13 protein-coding genes and 2 pseudogenes are annotated in these 15,762 nt (G+C 62.7%); 7 read left to right on the forward strand and 8 right to left on the reverse strand.

All coding sequences use genetic code 11. The annotated features are described in order from the left end of the window. On the forward strand, positions 1-825 hold an 825-nt coding region (locus LQ215_RS19990), incomplete at its 5' end, for an amidase (RefSeq protein ID WP_253074162.1). Between the two features lie 653 nt (positions 826-1,478). On the opposite strand, the gene LQ215_RS19995 is transcribed toward LQ215_RS19990, so the two are convergent. Further along, on the reverse strand, positions 1,479-2,966 hold the full coding sequence (locus LQ215_RS19995) for an aldehyde dehydrogenase family protein (RefSeq protein WP_230152227.1): 1,488 nt from the start codon (positions 2,964-2,966) through the stop codon (positions 1,479-1,481). Positions 2,967-3,593: 627 nt separating this feature from the next. Here LQ215_RS19995 and LQ215_RS29825 point away from each other — a divergent pair. Together LQ215_RS29825 and LQ215_RS29830 are read left to right on the forward strand one after the other, a co-directional pair. Continuing rightward, positions 3,594-3,884 (forward strand): annotated as a pseudogene (locus LQ215_RS29825) (PAS domain-containing protein); the annotation flags it as partial. Further along, a pseudogene (locus LQ215_RS29830) lies at positions 3,864-4,133 on the forward strand (methyl-accepting chemotaxis protein); the annotation flags it as partial. The pseudogenes LQ215_RS29825 and LQ215_RS29830, both read left to right, overlap by 21 nt. A gap of 182 nt (positions 4,134-4,315) precedes the next feature. Here the strand turns inward: LQ215_RS29830 and LQ215_RS20010 are convergent. Next, positions 4,316-5,644: an alginate export family protein gene (locus LQ215_RS20010; protein WP_230152228.1), complete on the reverse strand. Its 1,329-nt coding sequence runs from the start codon at positions 5,642-5,644 to the stop codon at positions 4,316-4,318. A 292-nt stretch (positions 5,645-5,936) separates the two neighbouring features. Between LQ215_RS20010 and LQ215_RS20015 the strand changes: the two genes are divergently transcribed. The 3 genes from LQ215_RS20015 to feaR all read left to right on the forward strand — a co-directional run bounded on the left by LQ215_RS20015 (position 5,937) and on the right by feaR (position 9,087). Continuing rightward, positions 5,937-7,436, forward strand: coding sequence for an APC family permease (locus LQ215_RS20015; RefSeq protein ID WP_230152229.1), 1,500 nt, complete (start codon positions 5,937-5,939; stop codon positions 7,434-7,436). Then, positions 7,381-8,001, forward strand: a complete 621-nt coding sequence (locus LQ215_RS20020) for a DUF3156 family protein (RefSeq protein ID WP_230152231.1) — start codon at positions 7,381-7,383, stop codon at positions 7,999-8,001. Before LQ215_RS20015 ends, LQ215_RS20020 begins: the two co-directional genes overlap by 56 nt. 123 nt (positions 8,002-8,124) lie before the next feature. Next, on the forward strand, positions 8,125-9,087 hold the full coding sequence (gene feaR / locus LQ215_RS20025; protein ID WP_230152233.1) for a transcriptional regulator FeaR: 963 nt from the start codon (positions 8,125-8,127) through the stop codon (positions 9,085-9,087). Positions 9,088-9,261: 174 nt separating this feature from the next. Here the strand turns inward: feaR and LQ215_RS20030 are convergent, their stop codons facing one another. The 6 genes from LQ215_RS20030 to LQ215_RS20055 all read right to left on the reverse strand — a co-directional run bounded on the left by LQ215_RS20030 (position 9,262) and on the right by LQ215_RS20055 (position 14,282). Next, complete coding sequence (locus tag LQ215_RS20030; RefSeq protein WP_230152234.1) at positions 9,262-10,029, reverse strand: SDR family oxidoreductase; 768 nt, start codon at positions 10,027-10,029, stop codon at positions 9,262-9,264. After that, positions 10,022-10,822: an SDR family NAD(P)-dependent oxidoreductase gene (locus LQ215_RS20035; RefSeq protein WP_230152235.1), complete on the reverse strand. Its 801-nt coding sequence runs from the start codon at positions 10,820-10,822 to the stop codon at positions 10,022-10,024. Before LQ215_RS20035 ends, LQ215_RS20030 begins: the two co-directional genes overlap by 8 nt. Continuing rightward, positions 10,815-11,636, reverse strand: a complete 822-nt coding sequence (locus tag LQ215_RS20040; RefSeq protein WP_230152236.1) for a molybdenum cofactor biosynthesis F family protein — start codon at positions 11,634-11,636, stop codon at positions 10,815-10,817. The genes LQ215_RS20035 and LQ215_RS20040 overlap by 8 nt, the downstream gene beginning before the upstream one ends. 79 nt (positions 11,637-11,715) lie before the next feature. Next, complete coding sequence (locus LQ215_RS20045; protein ID WP_230152237.1) at positions 11,716-12,375, reverse strand: helix-turn-helix transcriptional regulator; 660 nt, start codon at positions 12,373-12,375, stop codon at positions 11,716-11,718. A gap of 51 nt (positions 12,376-12,426) precedes the next feature. Further along, positions 12,427-12,792, reverse strand: coding sequence for a cupin domain-containing protein (locus LQ215_RS20050; RefSeq protein WP_230152238.1), 366 nt, complete (start codon positions 12,790-12,792; stop codon positions 12,427-12,429). A 191-nt stretch (positions 12,793-12,983) separates the two neighbouring features. Beyond that, a complete protein-coding gene (locus tag LQ215_RS20055) occupies positions 12,984-14,282 on the reverse strand; it encodes an NAD(P)/FAD-dependent oxidoreductase (RefSeq protein WP_230152239.1) in 1,299 nt (432 codons plus the stop codon). 309 nt (positions 14,283-14,591) lie between these two features. On the opposite strand from LQ215_RS20055, the gene LQ215_RS20060 reads away from it, so the two are divergent. Further along, on the forward strand, positions 14,592-15,761 hold the full coding sequence (locus LQ215_RS20060; RefSeq protein ID WP_230152240.1) for a p-hydroxyphenylacetate 3-hydroxylase oxygenase component: 1,170 nt from the start codon (positions 14,592-14,594) through the stop codon (positions 15,759-15,761). The last annotated feature ends 1 nt before the right edge of the window (position 15,762 follow it).

Genomic DNA, 15,762 nt, shown 5'->3' on the forward strand with positions numbered 1-15,762 from the left:
GGGATGGGCACGCCCCATGCGATCACCCTGTCGGTGCGCGACAGCGCGGCGCTGCTGGACGCCACCGCCGGGATGGACCTGGGTGCGCCGTACGCCGCGCCGATCCAGGCGTTGCCGTATGGGATGGCGGTGCAGGCTGATCCCAAGCCATTGCGCATTGCCCTGGTCGAGCAACTCGGGCCTTGGCCTACGTCACCCCAGAGCCTTCAGGCGGTGGGCGAGGCCGCGCGGCTGTGCGAGTCCCTGGGGCACCGTGTCGAAGCGGTGAGCCTGCCAGTGGGGTTGCTGGAGTTTCTCGACCACGTGTTCACCATCATTGGTGCCAGCTCTCGTCACTATGTCGACCTGCTGGGCCAGATGCGTGGGTTCGCCGTGCAGGCGGAAGAACTGGAGGTGCGCACCCGGATCATCTTGCGGGACAAGGGCAACGTCAGCGGCGCCCAATATGCCGCCGCGGTGGAATGGATTCATGCCCTCGGCCGGCAGTTGGCGGTGTTCATGCAGGACTACGACGTGATCCTGACCCCGGTCCTGACCCGTGAACCGGTGCCGATTGGCGAACTGGATCTGCAGGATGTGTGCATGAGCCTGGATCAACTGATCGAGCGCTTCCACAGCTATTCGCCGTTCACCGCGCTGTTCAACGCCAGCGGCCAGCCGGCGATGTCAGTGCCATTGTCCTGGAGCGCCAATGGCCTGCCGATGGGGGCGCATTTTGCCGGTCGCTTTGGCGAGGAAAGCACCTTGCTGGCCCTGGCCGCCCAACTCGAACGCGCCCAACCCTGGCGCGGCCGAGTCCCTCCGGTCAGCGCCTGCCGGCGTTAAAACTGAGGGAGCGAGCTTGCTCGCGATGGCGTTGGGTCAGTCGGCATCATGGTTGGCTGGTAGTCCGCTATCGCGAGCAGGCTCGCTCCCACAGGGGGGTTGTATTGGTCGCGGATGCCTTGGGTGACTCGGAAAAAACTGTGGGAGCAGGCTTGCTCGCGATGGCGTTGGGTCAGTCGGCATCATCGTTGACTGATAATCCGCTATCGCGAGCAAGCTCGCTCCCACAGGGGGATTTGTGGTGGTCGCTGGTGTCTTGGGCAACTTGGAAAAACTGTGGGAGCGAGCTCGCTCCCACAGGGGATTCGTGGTTGCCGCGGATGCTTTGGACGACCTGGAACAAACTGTGGGAGCGAGCTTGCTCGCGATGGCGTTGGGTCAGTCGGCATCATCGTTGGCTGACAATCCGCTTTCGCGAACAAGCCCGGTCCCACAGGCGGGACTGTTTGTTTAAGGCAGCCGACAAACCCGTGGCGAGGGAGCTTGCTCCCGCTGGGCTGCGCAGCGGCCCCTTTTGTGAGCGCTTCGCACTCAAGCGGGAGCAAGCTCCCTCGCCACGGGTCCATCGTTTTTCTTAAGTAACGGTACAGTCCCCTAAGGGGAATTTGGTAGGTTGGGCTCTGGGGTGTTGCTCCAGAGCCCTTTTTTGTTGCTCAGTAGCGGATCATCACCGACTTTAGTTCGGTGTAGTCGTCGATGAATGCACTGCCGAATTCGCGGCCCATCCCGGAAGATTTGCTGCCACCAAAAGGCACGGCCGGGTCGAGCAGGGTGTGCATGTTCACCCAGACCGTGCCGGTTTCGATGGCGGGGACCATGCGCAGGGCTTTGCCCAGGTCGTTGGTCCAGAGGCTGGCGCTCAGGCCGTAGGGGGTGTCGTTCATCAGCTCCAGCAGTTCCTCTTCACTGTCGTAAGGGAAGAACGTGGCGATCGGGCCGAAGGTTTCTTCGTTGAGCAGGCTGTCGTCGCGGCGATTGGCGAGGATGATGGTCGGCTCGACGTAGCAACCCGGCCCATCGATCAACTTGCCGCCGTGGACGATGGTGTTGTTCTGTGCGCGGGCCTTGGCGAAGAATTCTGCGAGTTTGTGCTGGTGCTGGCGGTTGGTCACCGGGCCGAATTCGGTGCGTTCGTCCAGGGGCGAACCGATGGTGAGTTTGCTCAGGCGCTGGGCCAGTTTGTCCATGATCGACTCGATCTGCGAACGATGGACAAAAAACCGTTCCGCTGCCGCGCAGATCTGTCCCGAATGCAGAAAGCCCGCCTCGATGATGCCGTTGACCGCCACCTCGGGGTCGATATCCCGTAAGAACCCCGCCGCATTTTTTCCGCCCAATTCCAGGGTCGCCCGGGTCAATCCGGCGCCCATGGCCGCCTGGCCCACCGCCAGGCCGGTGGGCACGGAACCGGTGAACGAGACCTTGTTGGTGCCCGGATGTTCGATCAGCCCTTTGCCCACCTGGCCGCCGCCGGTCAACACATTCAGGGCGCCGGCTGGAAGGCCGGCCTCGATGGCCAGTTCAGCGATGCGCAGGATGGTCAGCGGGGTGAACTCGCTGGGCTTGATGATGATGCTGCAACCGGTCACCAGGGCTGAGGCCAGTTTCCAGATGGCGATCATGGTGGAAAAATTCCACGGTACGATACCGACCACCACCCCGACCGGTTCACGCAAGGTGTATGCGGTGTAGCGTTCGCCAGCGAAGGAGGGCAGTGATGGAGTGATCGTCTCGCCGTTGATCTTGGTCGCCCAGCCAGCGTAGTAACGCAGGAAATGGGCGGCCTGGTCGACTTCGAAGGCGCGGGAGATGTGGATGATCTTCCCCGACTGGCAGGTCTCGATCTGCGCCAGCTCTTCGCGGTTGCGTTCCAACAGGTCCGCCAACTTGAGCAGCACGTGGCCGCGGACCGCGGGTGCCGTTTGGGACCACTGCTTGAAGCCACGACGGGACGACTCCACCGCCGCATCAATGTCGCCGGGAGTGGCGTCGCTGACCTGGGCGATGACTTGGCCGGTGGCAGGGTTGACGACGTCCAGCGTCTGGCTGCTCTGGCTTTCGACGTAGCCACCGTCGATGAACAGGGCGTGATGTCTACCGAGGAAGGCTTCGACCTGAGGCAGCAGGGCAATATCGCTCATGAGGGTTTCCTGATCACGAATAGGGAAAGCCCCGAGGGTAATCCCGGCAGGAGCGTCCAGCTTGACTGTGCCTGCCGCGCCGCATGTCTGTGGCTGCCAGCCTGGGCGGTTGGCAGCCAGGAGCAAGGCCCGTGCAGGCAGGGACAAGCCAGCCTGGCGGGTTTGCGATCAGATCCGGGTTTCGACTTGATGGCATAGGGGCGGGCGATGTTTCTCCAGACCAACAAACAGAAACTGGCGTTGACTGCACAGGTGCAACGGGCGTTGACCAGCGAAACGGAGGACACGCCGCTGCTCGACGCGTATCCGCAACTGCGCACCGTCCTTGAGCAGCATGCACGACGGATGGCGAGCGCGACTGCACATCTGCATCAGGTCGAAGCACAAGTACAGGCGCAAACCCTGCAATGGCAGCACAGCGAGCGTGAGTTGCACAGGGTTCGCCAGCAATTGGAGCAAACCCTTGAGCGCGAGCAGGTGCTTGAAATTCGCTTGGACGAACTGAGCCAGCAGCTGCAGCAACAACGCCAGGATGCGCAGATCTGGGAGTTGCTGCAGTCGACCCTGACGGAAGGCTGCTGGGACATTACCGTGGTCGGCGGCGATCTCCAGCACCCGGCCAGTGCCATGCGCTTTTCCAGTCAGTTCCGTTCGCTGCTGGGTTACGGGGCCGACGACTTGCCCGACGGCTGGGATGCCCAGGTCGGCATCACCCACCCGGACGACCTGCCCAAGATCATGGCCATTTTCGACCGGGAAATCCTTGGCTCCCAGGGCAGCGGCGAATACGTCTTCGAATACCGGATGCGCCACAAGACCCGGGATTACATCTGGTGTCGCGAACGCGGTCGGGCGGTACGGGACGTACACGGGCAACTGGTGCGGGTCATTGGCGCGGTGCGTGATATCAGCGATGAGCGCTCGGCCCAGTCCACCCACCAGCGCATGCTCGAACAGAACCAGGTGACCTACGGCCAGATTGCCACGGTGGTGGGGGTGATCAAGGGCATTGCCGACCAGACCAATCTGCTCGCCTTGAACGCCGCGATCGAGGCAGCCAGGGCCGGCGATGTCGGGCGCGGTTTCTCGGTGGTGGCTGATGAAGTTCGCAAGTTGGCGCAAAGCACCCGGCAGGCGACCCATCAGATCCAGACCATGTTGCACCAACACAGATAACAGGCTAATCGCTATCCGTGGAACTGCGTAGGAGCTGCGTAGGAGTTGTGTAGGAGCTGTGTAGGAGCTGACGAGTGCAACGAGGCTGCGATCTTCCCCCAGACACTTGAGTCCCAAGCGAAAGATCAAAAGACCAAAAGATCGCAGCCTGCGGCAGCTCCTACAGGTGTCTGTCAGAACGGAACCGCCACCACCAACTGACTGTAGACGTTGGTGCCGTTGCCGCCGACCTGATTGCCACCGCTGTCCGCATCCTTCTCAGGCTTGTACAGGCCCACCAGCGGCGTGACGATCAGGTGCTCATTCACCGCCCATTCCACGTACAGGTCCAGCTCCTGCGCATCGAGGTTCAGCGCTTCACGGGTATGCAGGGTCTGGTAGTCGAAGAACAGCGCGCCAATGGTCACGTTTTCCGCCGGCTTGAGCTTGAGGCCAACGTGCTGGATGGCGGTATTGCTGTTGAACGGGCCGGCATAGTTGCCCGCCACTTCACCCTGGAACCAGGTGCCATAGCCGCGGCTCTGGCCGTTGAACATCGAGTCCCAGTCCTTGGAGTAGCGGCTGTAGCGATAGGTCAGGTCCGGCGTCCAGGGCAGGTCGGCGAAGGTGTAGCCGGCTTCGGTGTACCAGGCTTTCTCCGGGCCCGCGTCCTTGTCCTGCCAGGCATACTCGAAGGCGAAGTGGGCATTCTCGATGCCAGCATTCCCGGCGCCGCGCAGGCTGTAGATGTCCATGCCTTCGCGCTGTTTCTGGAAGTCGCTGGCGTAGCGGTCATCGACATTGATGCCGTGGATGTAGGTCAGCCCCAGGGTGCCAGGCGCGGCGGTGTATTCCAGGGTGCTGGCGGCCATCTCGGTGTTGGCCTGGGCGCGGTTGTCGGACTTGATCCACATCAGGCTGCCATGCACGCCTTCCTTGCCGCCCAGGCGCACGACAGCGGTTTTGTCGAAGGCATGCCGGGCCGCCAGGTAATAGGCGCCGCCACGGTTGAGCTCGCCATCGGCCACGCCTTTGCCCAGGTTCAGGCCATCGTCGTTGATGATGAAACCGTCGCCCAGGGTGATCACTTGGCGGCCGTAGGACAGGTCGACACCGTCTTTGCCCAGGGCCGGGAACAGGTCACCCGAGCGCCAGCCGGCAAAGGCTTCATCGAACTTGGTGGTGCGCTCGGAACCATCGCTCAAGCCGCCTGCGTCGCCATCGCCCCACGTGCCGGAGCTGACCAGGTTGGCCGTGCCGTAGACACTGCCCAGGCCGCCGAGTGTCTGGTCGATACTCAGGCCATACTTGATGAAACCTTCGCGCCAGCTCGAACCGCCGGCGGTGCCGTCGTAGTTCTTGCGGCTGTTGAACAGTCCGTAGACTGCGAGGAAGTTGCCGGTGACGGTGGTGTCTTCGTCGGTGTAAAGCTCATAAGCCTGGACCGATGAGTTGGCAGTCAGCAGGGCGATGCCCAGGCCGATGGCGTTGCGCAGCAAAGGTGTACGGCGTGTGTGCTCCATGGTGGATTCCCCAGTGTGATAGGACAGTAGAGCGCGCATTAAGAGGAGTGGCAGCCGGGGAAGTCTTTCACTTGCCTGCCATGGAGTTGACTCAGGCCGCCAGCGCGGCGGTGTTGGCAGGCAGCAACAAAACCGGCGGCAGACATGGGCAAGACGGCTGGGGCGGGGCGGCGCAGAGTAAGGCTGCACGCAACGCCGTTTCGATCAGGGACCGGTTGGGGAAGGCATGATCGCCGGCTCCTGGACGGCTGTGGCATCCATACTAAAAATACGCTTTCGAGGACCTTGCACCATGTCGATCAATGACAGGCTCACCGAGCACTTGAACCGGGGTTCGGTGGGTTTTCCCACCGCGTTGGCCAGTACCATTGGCCTGATCATGGCAAGCCCCGTGATTCTCACCGCGACCATGGGCTTTGGCATCGGCGGCAGCGCCTTTGCCGTGGCAATGCTGATCGCCGTGGTAATGATGCTGGCCCAGGCGACGACGTTTGCCGAGGCGGCGTCGATTCTCCCCACCACCGGCTCGGTCTATGACTACATCAACTGTGGCATGGGACGTTTCTTCGCCATTACCGGGACGTTGTCGGCCTACCTGATTGTCCATGTGTTCGCCGGCACCGCCGAGACCATCCTGGCCGGGGTCATGGCCCTGGTGAACTTCGAACACCTCAACACCCTGGCCGAATCGGCAGGCGGCTCCTGGTTGCTGGGCGTGGGGTTCGTGGTGGTCTTTGGCGTGCTCAACGCGTTCGGTGTCAGTGCCTTTGGCCGGGCCGAAATCATCCTGACGTTCGGTATGTGGACCACCCTGATGGTGTTCGGCGTGCTGGGCCTGATCGCCGCGCCGGCGGTGGAACTGGAGGGCTGGTTTGGCGCGTCCGTGGTGGGCACCGATCTGGTCACGGTGCTGTCGCTGGTGGGCATGGCCATGTTCATGTTTGTCGGCTGCGAATTCGTCACGCCGCTGGCGCCGGACCTGCGCCAGTCCGCCCGGACCATGCCCCGGGCCATGATGCTGGGCTTGTTCGGCGTCGCCACCTGCATGTTCATCTACGGTGCGGCGATGAAGCGCCAGGTGGAAAACGTGCTGCTCGATGCCACCACTGGCGTGCATCTGCTGGACACCCCCATGGCCATTCCACGCTTCGCCGAACAGGTCATGGGCGATATCGGCCCGATGTGGCTGGGCATCGGCTTTCTGTTTGCCGGTGCGGCGACCATCAACACCCTGATGGCCGGCGTACCGCGGATTCTCTACGGCATGGCAGTGGACGGTGCGTTGCCCAAAGTCTTCACCTATCTGCACCCGCGCTTCAAGACGCCATTGCTGTGCATCCTGGTGGCGATGTTGATTCCGTGCCTGCATGCGTGGTGGCTGGGCGGCAATACCGACAACATCATGCACCTGGTGCTGGCGGCGGTGTGCGCCTGGAGTTTTGCCTATCTGCTGGTGACCGTGTCGGTGGTCAGCCTGCGGATTCGTCGCCCCGATCTGCCGCGGGCCTATCGCTCGCCGTGGTTCCCGTTGCCCCAGATCCTGTCCAGTGTCGGCATTGTGCTGGGCATGTGGTTCATCACACCGCCCGGCATGAATCCGGCAGACATCTACGTGCCCTTCGCGGTGATGCTCGGTGGCACGGCAGCGTACGCCTTGTTCTGGACCCTGGTGGTACAAAAGGTCAATCCATTCAAGCCAGCGTCGGTCGAAGACGTGCTGGCCAAGGAGTTCTCCCATGAGCCAGGGCAACCTGCGGGCGAGTTTATCGACCCTGCTGCAAAAACTGTCTGAGTTGTTCAGCACCCAGCGCGCCCCGGCCGGTTATCGGCCTGGGGTGACCCTGGAGCACCTGCGGCGCAACCTGGCGCTGGCGCGATTCGAGGTGGTGGGCCCGACTACGGCGACGGCCGCCACCGACGACGGCAGCTTGCAGTGGGAGATTGTCGAACGCACCGAGTCGCAGTTGTTGATGCACCTGGTGATGACCGAGTTCGTCCTGCGCGTGCCTGCCACCCGAGAGGGCACGGCGCGCCTGGAACTGCACCACGGCGGGGCCGTTCGGCGTAGCGGCATTCGTTGCCGGCAGCGGGACGGGCGCAGTGACCTGGCGGCCCGGTTGCAGGCGGCCGTGGAGCAGGATCTTGTGCTGTACCAGGCCCTCATGCCGCTGGATTTCAAGCGTCTGCGCATCGATCTGCAAGGACGCCAGTGGTGCGTGCGCCTGGAACACATGGGCGGTAGCGAAGTGGTCAATCGCATGCCGGCCTTTCGTCGCTATATCCCGTTGAGCCGCGAGCAGCGCGGCGTCTTGCTGGCGACCTTGAGCGGCCTGCAACGGGTGTTGGCAACGCTCTGATCCTGTTGTGCTGCCCTGGCATCATTCCTGCTACTGCTCTGGCGATCAGGTAGTTGTTGCGCGCATATAGATAACATGTTAACTATTGCCGCACAAAAACAAAAAGCCACTGCGGAGAATGCCATGAGCATGCAACAGGTTGGGCAGGACGGTCTGGACACCTGGAACCGGGATCTGCGGGCGACTTGCGGCCACTTCGATACCGAACTGGCCTTCAATCGCGCGCTGTTCATTGGTGAAGTGTCGAATTTTCATCGGGGCGGCCTTGCCCTCGCGAACCTGCGCACCAACGCCGGTAACATCAAGCGTCACTCACCCAACGCCGATTACGATGATGACCAGGATTGCCTCCTGGTCAGCCAGCGCAGCGGCTACTGCCGCATTACCCAGAACGACCGAAGCATCCAGTTGGCACCCGGTGAATTGTTGTTGATGGATTCCGTGGGGGCGCTTGAAATCACCCCGTTCGGCCTGATCGAGCACGCGGTGCTGTCCTTGTCTCGCCAGGACGTGTCGAGGCAGTTGGGCGGGGAAGCCAAGACCTTCGGCAAGGTGTCGTCCAGCAAGGCGTGTGGGCGGATGTTGCATGTCTTGATGGACCAGCTGTGCAGGGACACACCGGACGGCGAGGGCGCGGCGGGCGAGGGTGAAGCCTTGCAGAGCGCCTTCGTTTCGCTGCTGGGCTCGGCCTTGGAACAGGGCAGCGATGCCCGTGATGAAGGGGCTGCCTTGCAGGGTAGCCATCTGCGCAGCTATGTGCAGAAGGTCATCGACGAATCACTGACCCAGCCCGGCCTCAGCCCGGTGGGCCTGGCCAATCGGCTGAATATTTCGGTGCGGCATCTGTATCGTTTGTTCGAAGAGCAGGATGACAGCGTTTGCCGCTACATCCAGCGGGCCCGGCTCAAGCGCAGCGCTGATGACCTGACCAACCCGTTCCTGCGGGACGAGTCCATTACCTCGATTGCCTACAAATGGGGCTTTACCGATTCGGCGCATTTCAGCCGTTCGTTCAAGAAGCAGTTCGAGCTGTCGCCCAAGGAGTTTCGTTCCAGCCGTTTGCAGGTGGGGCAGGGGGTGGCTTGAGGGAGGACGTCGCTGGCTGGAGGATCGCTATCGCGAGCAAGCTCGCTCCCACAGGGGGGCTGTGGTGGTCGCGGATGGCGTGAGCAACTCGGAAAAAAACTGTGGGAGCGAGCTTGCTCGCGATGACGGTGGTACATCCACCCTCATCGCAAGCTGACTCACCCCCACACAGGTTCACACCTCCGGCAAAGTCGACCCCCCATCGACCACCAAGGTCTGCCCGGTCACATAACCGGCCAGGCCCGATGCCAGGAACAGCATGGCACCGGCGATATCGCTCGGCTTGCCCAGTCGACCCAGCGGTACCCGGCGGGCGATGTCCCGGTTGACCTCATCGTCGCCAAGATTGGCCATGGCCGGTGTCGCGATCATGCCCGGCTCGACGCCATTGACGCGGACATTCTCGGCCGCCAGTTCCAGCGCGGCGTTGCGAATGAAACCATTGACCCCGGCCTTGGAGGCCGCGTAGTGGCAGAGCCCCGGATAGGCCACCCGCGGACCGGTGACCGAAGAGGTCACCAGCACGCAGCCTTGGCCCTGGCGCCGGAACATCGGCAGCGCCGCCTGGGTCAGCCAGAAGAGCGCCGACAGGTTCACCGCCAGCGTTCGCTCAAGCATCGACGGGGTGATCTCGGCGAACGGTGTCAGCGGAAAATACCCGGCGTTGTGCACCAGGATGTCCAGCCTCCCCAAGCGCTGCTCCAGCTCGGTCATCATCTCGAAGACCGCCGTGGCGTCGGCCAGGTCAACCCCCACCGCTTGCACCTGGCAGCCCACGGCGGCCAATTCGTCGGCCACCGCCTCGGCCCGGGCCAGGCCCAGGTCGGCAATGACCACGTGGGCCCCGCGCAGGGCAAACGCTTCGACGATGGCCCGGCCAATGCCCTGAGCGCCGCCCGTGACCAGCACGGTTTGGCCGCTGAAATCCAAATCCTCAGGCATCGCCGGCCTCCATCCGGCTGAAGGCCAGTGTCGGTACGTCGACGATGCTGGAGCCGCCATCGGCCACCAGCGTCGCTCCGGTGATGATCGACGCCTCGGGCGAGGCCAGGAAACGGCAGACGTTGGCGATTTCCTCGGCGCTGGCCGGCCTGCGCAACGGCACGTCGGCGCAGACCCGGTCATAGGCCTGCTGCAACGTTTCGCCATGGAACTGCATCAATGCCTGCATTTCCTCATCGGCCATGGGCGTGCGGACCCAGCCTGGGCAGACCGCGTTGACCCGTACGCCGTGAGGCCCGTAATCCCTTGCCAAGGAGCGGTTGAGGCCCAGCAGCGCATGCTTGGCGGTGGTGTAGCCGCACACGTGCGGGCCCGCCGCCAAGGAAGCAATGGAGGCGATCAACACGATGTTGCCGGCACTTTCCTGCAGCAGCGGCAGGCACGCCCGGGCGCTGTAGAAGGCGCTGTCGAGATTGCTGCGCAAGGCCGCTTCCCAGGCCGATGGCGGGGTCTCGGTGGCGCTGCCCATGCCCAAGCCACCGGCACAGGCCAGCAGCACGTCGAGGCGGCCATAACGCGTGCGAATCTGCTCGACGAAGCCGTCCCAGGTGTTCGGACAGGCCGCGTCGCCCACCAGCACCAGGCCGCCGATGTCCTTGGCAAGTGCTTCCAGGGGCTCGCGACGGCGGCCGATCAGCACCAGGTCGGCGCCCTCGGCGGCATACAGCCTGGCGCAGGCGGCACCGATGCCGGTGCCGGCACCGGTGATCACGACGGTGCGTGAATCAGGCATCGGGATACTCCGTCTGATTGAGCACCTGGCAGTACGAACTGACCGGGAAATTGGAGAACTCATCGAACGACGCACCGGCGTAGCCGAAGATCTTGCCGTCGCTGCGGTGCTGTTGCAGGTCGATCAGCACCAGCCCCAGGGTCGGGATGATTTTTTCCCGCCAGACGAACAGGTACAGCTGATCGGCGATCTTGTAGGTGTCGCAGCGGTCGGTGTCGCACAGGCCTTGTTCAACGCCCTTGAGGCACTGCCACGAGTAGAACTGGTCGTTGAGGTAGATGTGTTCGTAGACTTCGCTCGGGCTGTAGCGATACAGGTTGCGCAGCCCCACCAGTTCGGTGGTCGGTGCATGCGGGCACAGGCCAGGCTGCCAGGGACGATCGAGGCTGCCGTGCAGGAACTGCGCTTGTACCGAGGTCAGGGGCTTGCCGGCCAACGCCCGGCTGTAGAGGCCTTCGCCGGTTTCTTGCTGGCTCGGCATGCGGCCGATCACGGCGGTGAAGGCGGCGCTGGCGGTATCGAGCACAAGGCTTACCGACAACGTCAGCTCGCCTTCGCGCTTGATGAAGTCCACCAGGTACAGGCCCGGGCGTACGGAGGTGGCCCGGTAGGTCGCGGTGCCGCTGGAGTGCCCATCGGCGGCGTTCCAGGTCAGGGTGTCCTGCGCGAAGCGATGCTCGATCTGCCAGCCATTGGCGAAATGCAGGGTGAAGGTCTTGCCGTCCAGGTCGGCCAGGTTTGGCAGGATGAAGGCTTCGGGGGCAAAGCCATCGGCCAGGGCGCCGACGGTGATCCAGTCTGAAGATGTGCTCATGTGCAAGGCTCCGGTGGTTGAATTACGCACTCGGATCATGGGGTGTAGGGCAACCGCGGCCTATCAACCAAATGGTTGATCAGAGGAACAGTGCGCTGACCAACTCGGTGCGACTGCTCACACCGACTTTGCGGAACAGGTGGATCAGGTGAGTCTTGATGGTCGGCAAGCCCACCCCCAGCTCCCGGGCCAATTGTTTGTTGCTGACGCCTTGGCGCAGCAGCCAGGCAATCTGGCGCTCCTTGGGCGTCAAGTCGCCCAGTGGATCCTCATGGCTGGGCAAATGGGCCACGGCCAGTTGCAGCAAGGCCTGCAACGCGCTGAGTTGGCTCAACTGCTGGCTGGTGAAAGCGCCTTGCTCGGCAGTGCGCAACAGCGAAATCGCGGCTTGGGGCTGACCGTCCCGATGGGCGAAGACTTCGACGACGTCGACCACGCCGTAGCGCTGCAGGAAGTCGTGATAACGATGGTTGTCGCGTCGCGGTTGGCGGGTCATCGCCAGGCTCAACGGCACCACGGCCAACTCGCTGGACACGCAGTGGCGCGGGAGCAGCGGGTCGAACTGGCGGTAGTTGTCCAGGTAGTCGCGGTGCATCTCGCCGCTCATCCCATGGAGGCTGAAGTCATGGGCTTGCAGCTGCCGATCGACGCAGTAGAACGCTGCCCGGCTGACGGGAACCAGCTGGGTGAAGGCGTGCAGGCATTGGCCGGCGATGTCCTGTGGCGGGATGACGTTCATGCTCGCTACCTTCGCAAGGGAGCTGCCGGTGGGGCCGGCAGCCCTGTGCGGTCAGACTACCGCGAAGTAGTGCTTGACGAAACTTTCGCTGACGATTTCCCACAGCACCGGTGTGCCCTTGGTCACGAACCAGCTGTCGCCGGCCTTGTAGCGGGTGCTCTGGCCGGTGGCCTCGTCGGTGAGCACTACTTCACCGGTGACCACGGTGGCTTGTTCGGCGAACGGGTAGACCATCCGGAACTTGCCTTGGGTGGTGCCGAAGTACGCGCTGCTGACGGGATCGGTCGGTGCGCCGAAGGTCATCTTGCCGAAGGCTTTGACCTCGCCTTCGAGAATCTGCGAACCGAGATCGGCGACGGTGCCCCAGGCGTCCAGGTCGGACAGCTGGATGTCTTTTTCGAGGGTGATAAGGGGCATGGCAGTGACTCCTGATGGTTGAAAAAAACAGAGGTGTGTTCAGTGCCAGTCAGTTAAACCTCGACCTCTGTGGGAGCGAGCTTGCTCGCGATAGCGGTGGAACAGTCGATATTGATGTTGACTGACAGGGCCCCATCGCGAGCAAGCTCGCTCCCACAGGGGGCTTGCTTAACTGATTGGCATCATGTCCGTCAGCGACGGCCGTTCCAGTAGCCCGACAGCTGATGCCAGGACTTGCCGGCGGTCAGCAGCAAGGGACGAATGGCGTCTTTGCCGATGATGGTCGGGCGGTGGATCGAGCTGACCAGGTCGTAGCGCGCCGAGCCTTCGCTCATGCCTTCGGCCAGCACCTTGCAGATGATGTGGCTTGGGGTGACGCCAAAGCCTGAGTAACCCTGGACGAAAAACGCGTTGCTGCGGCCGGGCAGGGTGCCGATCTGCGGGAACAGGTTCGGGCTGCACGCCATCGGGCCACCCCAGGCCAGGTCGATCTTCACGTCCTTGAGGTACGGGAAGATCTTCAGCATCAGGCGCCGGTTCCAGGCCTTGAGGTCCTGGGGGATGTGCTCCACCAACGGCGTCGCGGCGCCGAACAGCAGGCGGTTTTCGTTGGTGACGCGGTAGTAGTCGATTACCGGGCGAATGTCACTGTAGGCACCGCGAATCGGGCTGATGCGCCGGATCAGTTCGTCCGACAACGGCTCGGTCATCATCTGGAAAGCGTAGGTGTTGATGGTCGAGCGATGCAGCTCCGGTTCCAGCTTGTTGAGGAAACTGTCGCAGGCCCACAACAGTTTGCTGGCCCTGACCGAGCCACGCCCGGTACGCACCGTGATGCGCTCGCCATAACTGACCTCCAGGGCCGGGCTGTTCTCGAAAATCCGCACGCCGTGGCTGACCAGGGCCTTGGCCTCACCCAGTAACAGGTTCAGTGAGTGCACATGCCCACCGCCCATGTGCAGCAAGGCGCTGCCGTAGGCCTTGGAACCGATGATCTGCTGCACGTCGGAGCCGCCGAGAAAGCGGATCTCGTGCTTGCTGTTGACTGACTTGAAGTCTTTTTCCCAGGCCCGCAGGGTTTTCTCCTGGCGCGCGTTGAAGCCCATGTAGCCGTAGCCGTGGCAGAAGTCGGCATCGATGGCGTACTTGGCGATACGGTCCTTGATGATGTCGGCGCCCAGGTCGCTGATCTCGAAGACCTGGCGCAGGCCGTCTTCACCCACGTCCTTCTTGATCTTTTCCAGGTCATGCCCGATGCCGGCCATGATCTGCCCGCCATTGCGCCCCGTGCCGCCGAACCCCAGGTAACGCGCCTCCAGCACCACGATGTTGGTGATGCCTTTTTCGGCGAGCTCCAGCGCGGTATTGATGCCGGAGAAACCGCCGCCAATGACCACGACATCGGCGTCCACGTCCTGTTCCAGCGTGGGGAAGCTGAGGTTGTATTTCTTGGTGGCCGTGTAATAGGTGGGCGTTTCGATATTGATCATGACGCAACCTGACAAAGTGAAAGGAAACTCCGTTGCAGTGCCTACGCAAGGCATTGCAGGGGATGGCCCTATTAAGAGCCTTGGCGGGGGCGCCTGTCTTGATCATCCGTGCCGGGGTATTTGACCGAGCGCGCCAGGGAACGAAACCTGCCCATGAAAAGTACAATCTTGGATCTGGAAGGTGCATTTTTCACCTGCCCGTGATTGCCCATACTGGACCGGCCTTAAGCACTGATCCCGCTGTTTGTGCAACTCAGGTTGCCGGGCAAAGGCGGGATTGGCAGATGCCAATAATAAAAGAGCCTGTCCATGAAAAAGCCAAACCCGCTGCTCGAAGACCTCAAGCCCATCCTGCCGGTCATTGCCGCCAACGCCTTCCAGGCGGAAAAGGACCGTAGTGTCCCTGCCGAGAATATTGCCCTGCTCAAAGGCATCGGCATGCACAAGGCCTTCCAGCCGAAAAAGTACGGGGGCATGGAGATTTCCCTGCCACAGTTCGCCGATTGCATCGCGCTGTTGGCCGGCGCCTGTGCCAGCACGGCCTGGGCCATGAGCCTGTTGTGCACCCACAGCCATCAGTTGGCAATGTTCCCGGCCAAGGCCCAGGAGGAAGTCTGGGGCGATGATCCCGATGCCACCGCCAGCAGCAGCATCGCGCCGTTTGGCCGCACCGAGGAAGTCGAGGGCGGTGTGATGTTCAGCGGTGAAATGGGCTGGAGCAGCGGCTGCGATCATGCCGAATGGGCGATCGTGGGATTTCGCCGGAAAAACGCCGAAGGCGCCCAGGACTACTGCTTTGCGGTGCTGCCACGCAGTGACTATGAAATTCGCGATGACTGGTTCGCGGTGGGCATGCGCGGCAGTGGCAGCAAGACCTTGATCATCGACAACGCTTTCGTGCCGGAACACCGGATCCAGAAAGCCAAGGACATGATGGAGGGCAAGTCCGGCGGATTCGGCCTGTACCCCGACAGCAAGATTTTCTACTCGCCATACCGACCCTACTTCGCCAGTGGTTTCTCCACGGTCAGCCTGGGCGTGGCCGAACGCATGCTGGAGGTCTTTCGCGAGAAAACCCGCAACCGCGTGCGGGCCTACACCGGTGCGGCAGTCGGTGCCGCTACCCCGGCGTTGATGCGCCTGGCCGAGTCGACCCATCAGGTGGCCGCGGCCCGTGCCTTCCTGGAGAAAACCTGGCATGAGCACGCCGAATACGGCGAGCGTCACGAATACCCCAGCCGCGAAACCCTGGCGTTCTGGCGGACCAACCAGGGCTATGCCACCAAGATGTGCATCCAGGCCGTCGATCGCTTGATGGAGGCGGCCGGCGGCGGTGCCTGGTTCGAAAACAACGAGTTGCAACGGCTGTTCCGCGACGCCCACCTGACCGGCGCCCATGCCTACACCGACTACGACGTCTGTGCGCAGATCCTCGGTCGTGAGCTGATGGGCCTTGAGCCTGATCCTTCCATGGTTTGAC

It is taken from the genome of Pseudomonas brassicacearum (assembly GCF_918698105.1).
GTDB lineage: Bacteria > Pseudomonadota > Gammaproteobacteria > Pseudomonadales > Pseudomonadaceae > Aquipseudomonas > Aquipseudomonas brassicacearum_F.

Coding starts and splice junctions, on each gene's coding strand:
- LQ215_RS20030 (WP_230152234.1), bottom strand. CDS start 10,029: ATGCCTGAGGATTTGGATTTCAGCGGCCAAACCGTGCTGGTCACGGGC.
- LQ215_RS20035 (WP_230152235.1), bottom strand. CDS start 10,822: ATGCCTGATTCACGCACCGTCGTGATCACCGGTGCCGGCACCGGCATC.
- LQ215_RS20045 (WP_230152237.1), bottom strand. CDS start 12,375: ATGAACGTCATCCCGCCACAGGACATCGCCGGCCAATGCCTGCACGCC.
- LQ215_RS20050 (WP_230152238.1), bottom strand. CDS start 12,792: ATGCCCCTTATCACCCTCGAAAAAGACATCCAGCTGTCCGACCTGGAC.
- LQ215_RS20040 (WP_230152236.1), bottom strand. CDS start 11,636: ATGAGCACATCTTCAGACTGGATCACCGTCGGCGCCCTGGCCGATGGC.
- LQ215_RS20060 (WP_230152240.1), top strand. CDS start 14,592: ATGAAAAAGCCAAACCCGCTGCTCGAAGACCTCAAGCCCATCCTGCCG.
- LQ215_RS20020 (WP_230152231.1), top strand. CDS start 7,381: ATGAGCCAGGGCAACCTGCGGGCGAGTTTATCGACCCTGCTGCAAAAA.
- LQ215_RS20015 (WP_230152229.1), top strand. CDS start 5,937: ATGTCGATCAATGACAGGCTCACCGAGCACTTGAACCGGGGTTCGGTG.
- LQ215_RS20055 (WP_230152239.1), bottom strand. CDS start 14,282: ATGATCAATATCGAAACGCCCACCTATTACACGGCCACCAAGAAATAC.
- feaR (WP_230152233.1), top strand. CDS start 8,125: ATGAGCATGCAACAGGTTGGGCAGGACGGTCTGGACACCTGGAACCGG.
- LQ215_RS19995 (WP_230152227.1), bottom strand. CDS start 2,966: ATGAGCGATATTGCCCTGCTGCCTCAGGTCGAAGCCTTCCTCGGTAGA.
- LQ215_RS20010 (WP_230152228.1), bottom strand. CDS start 5,644: ATGGAGCACACACGCCGTACACCTTTGCTGCGCAACGCCATCGGCCTG.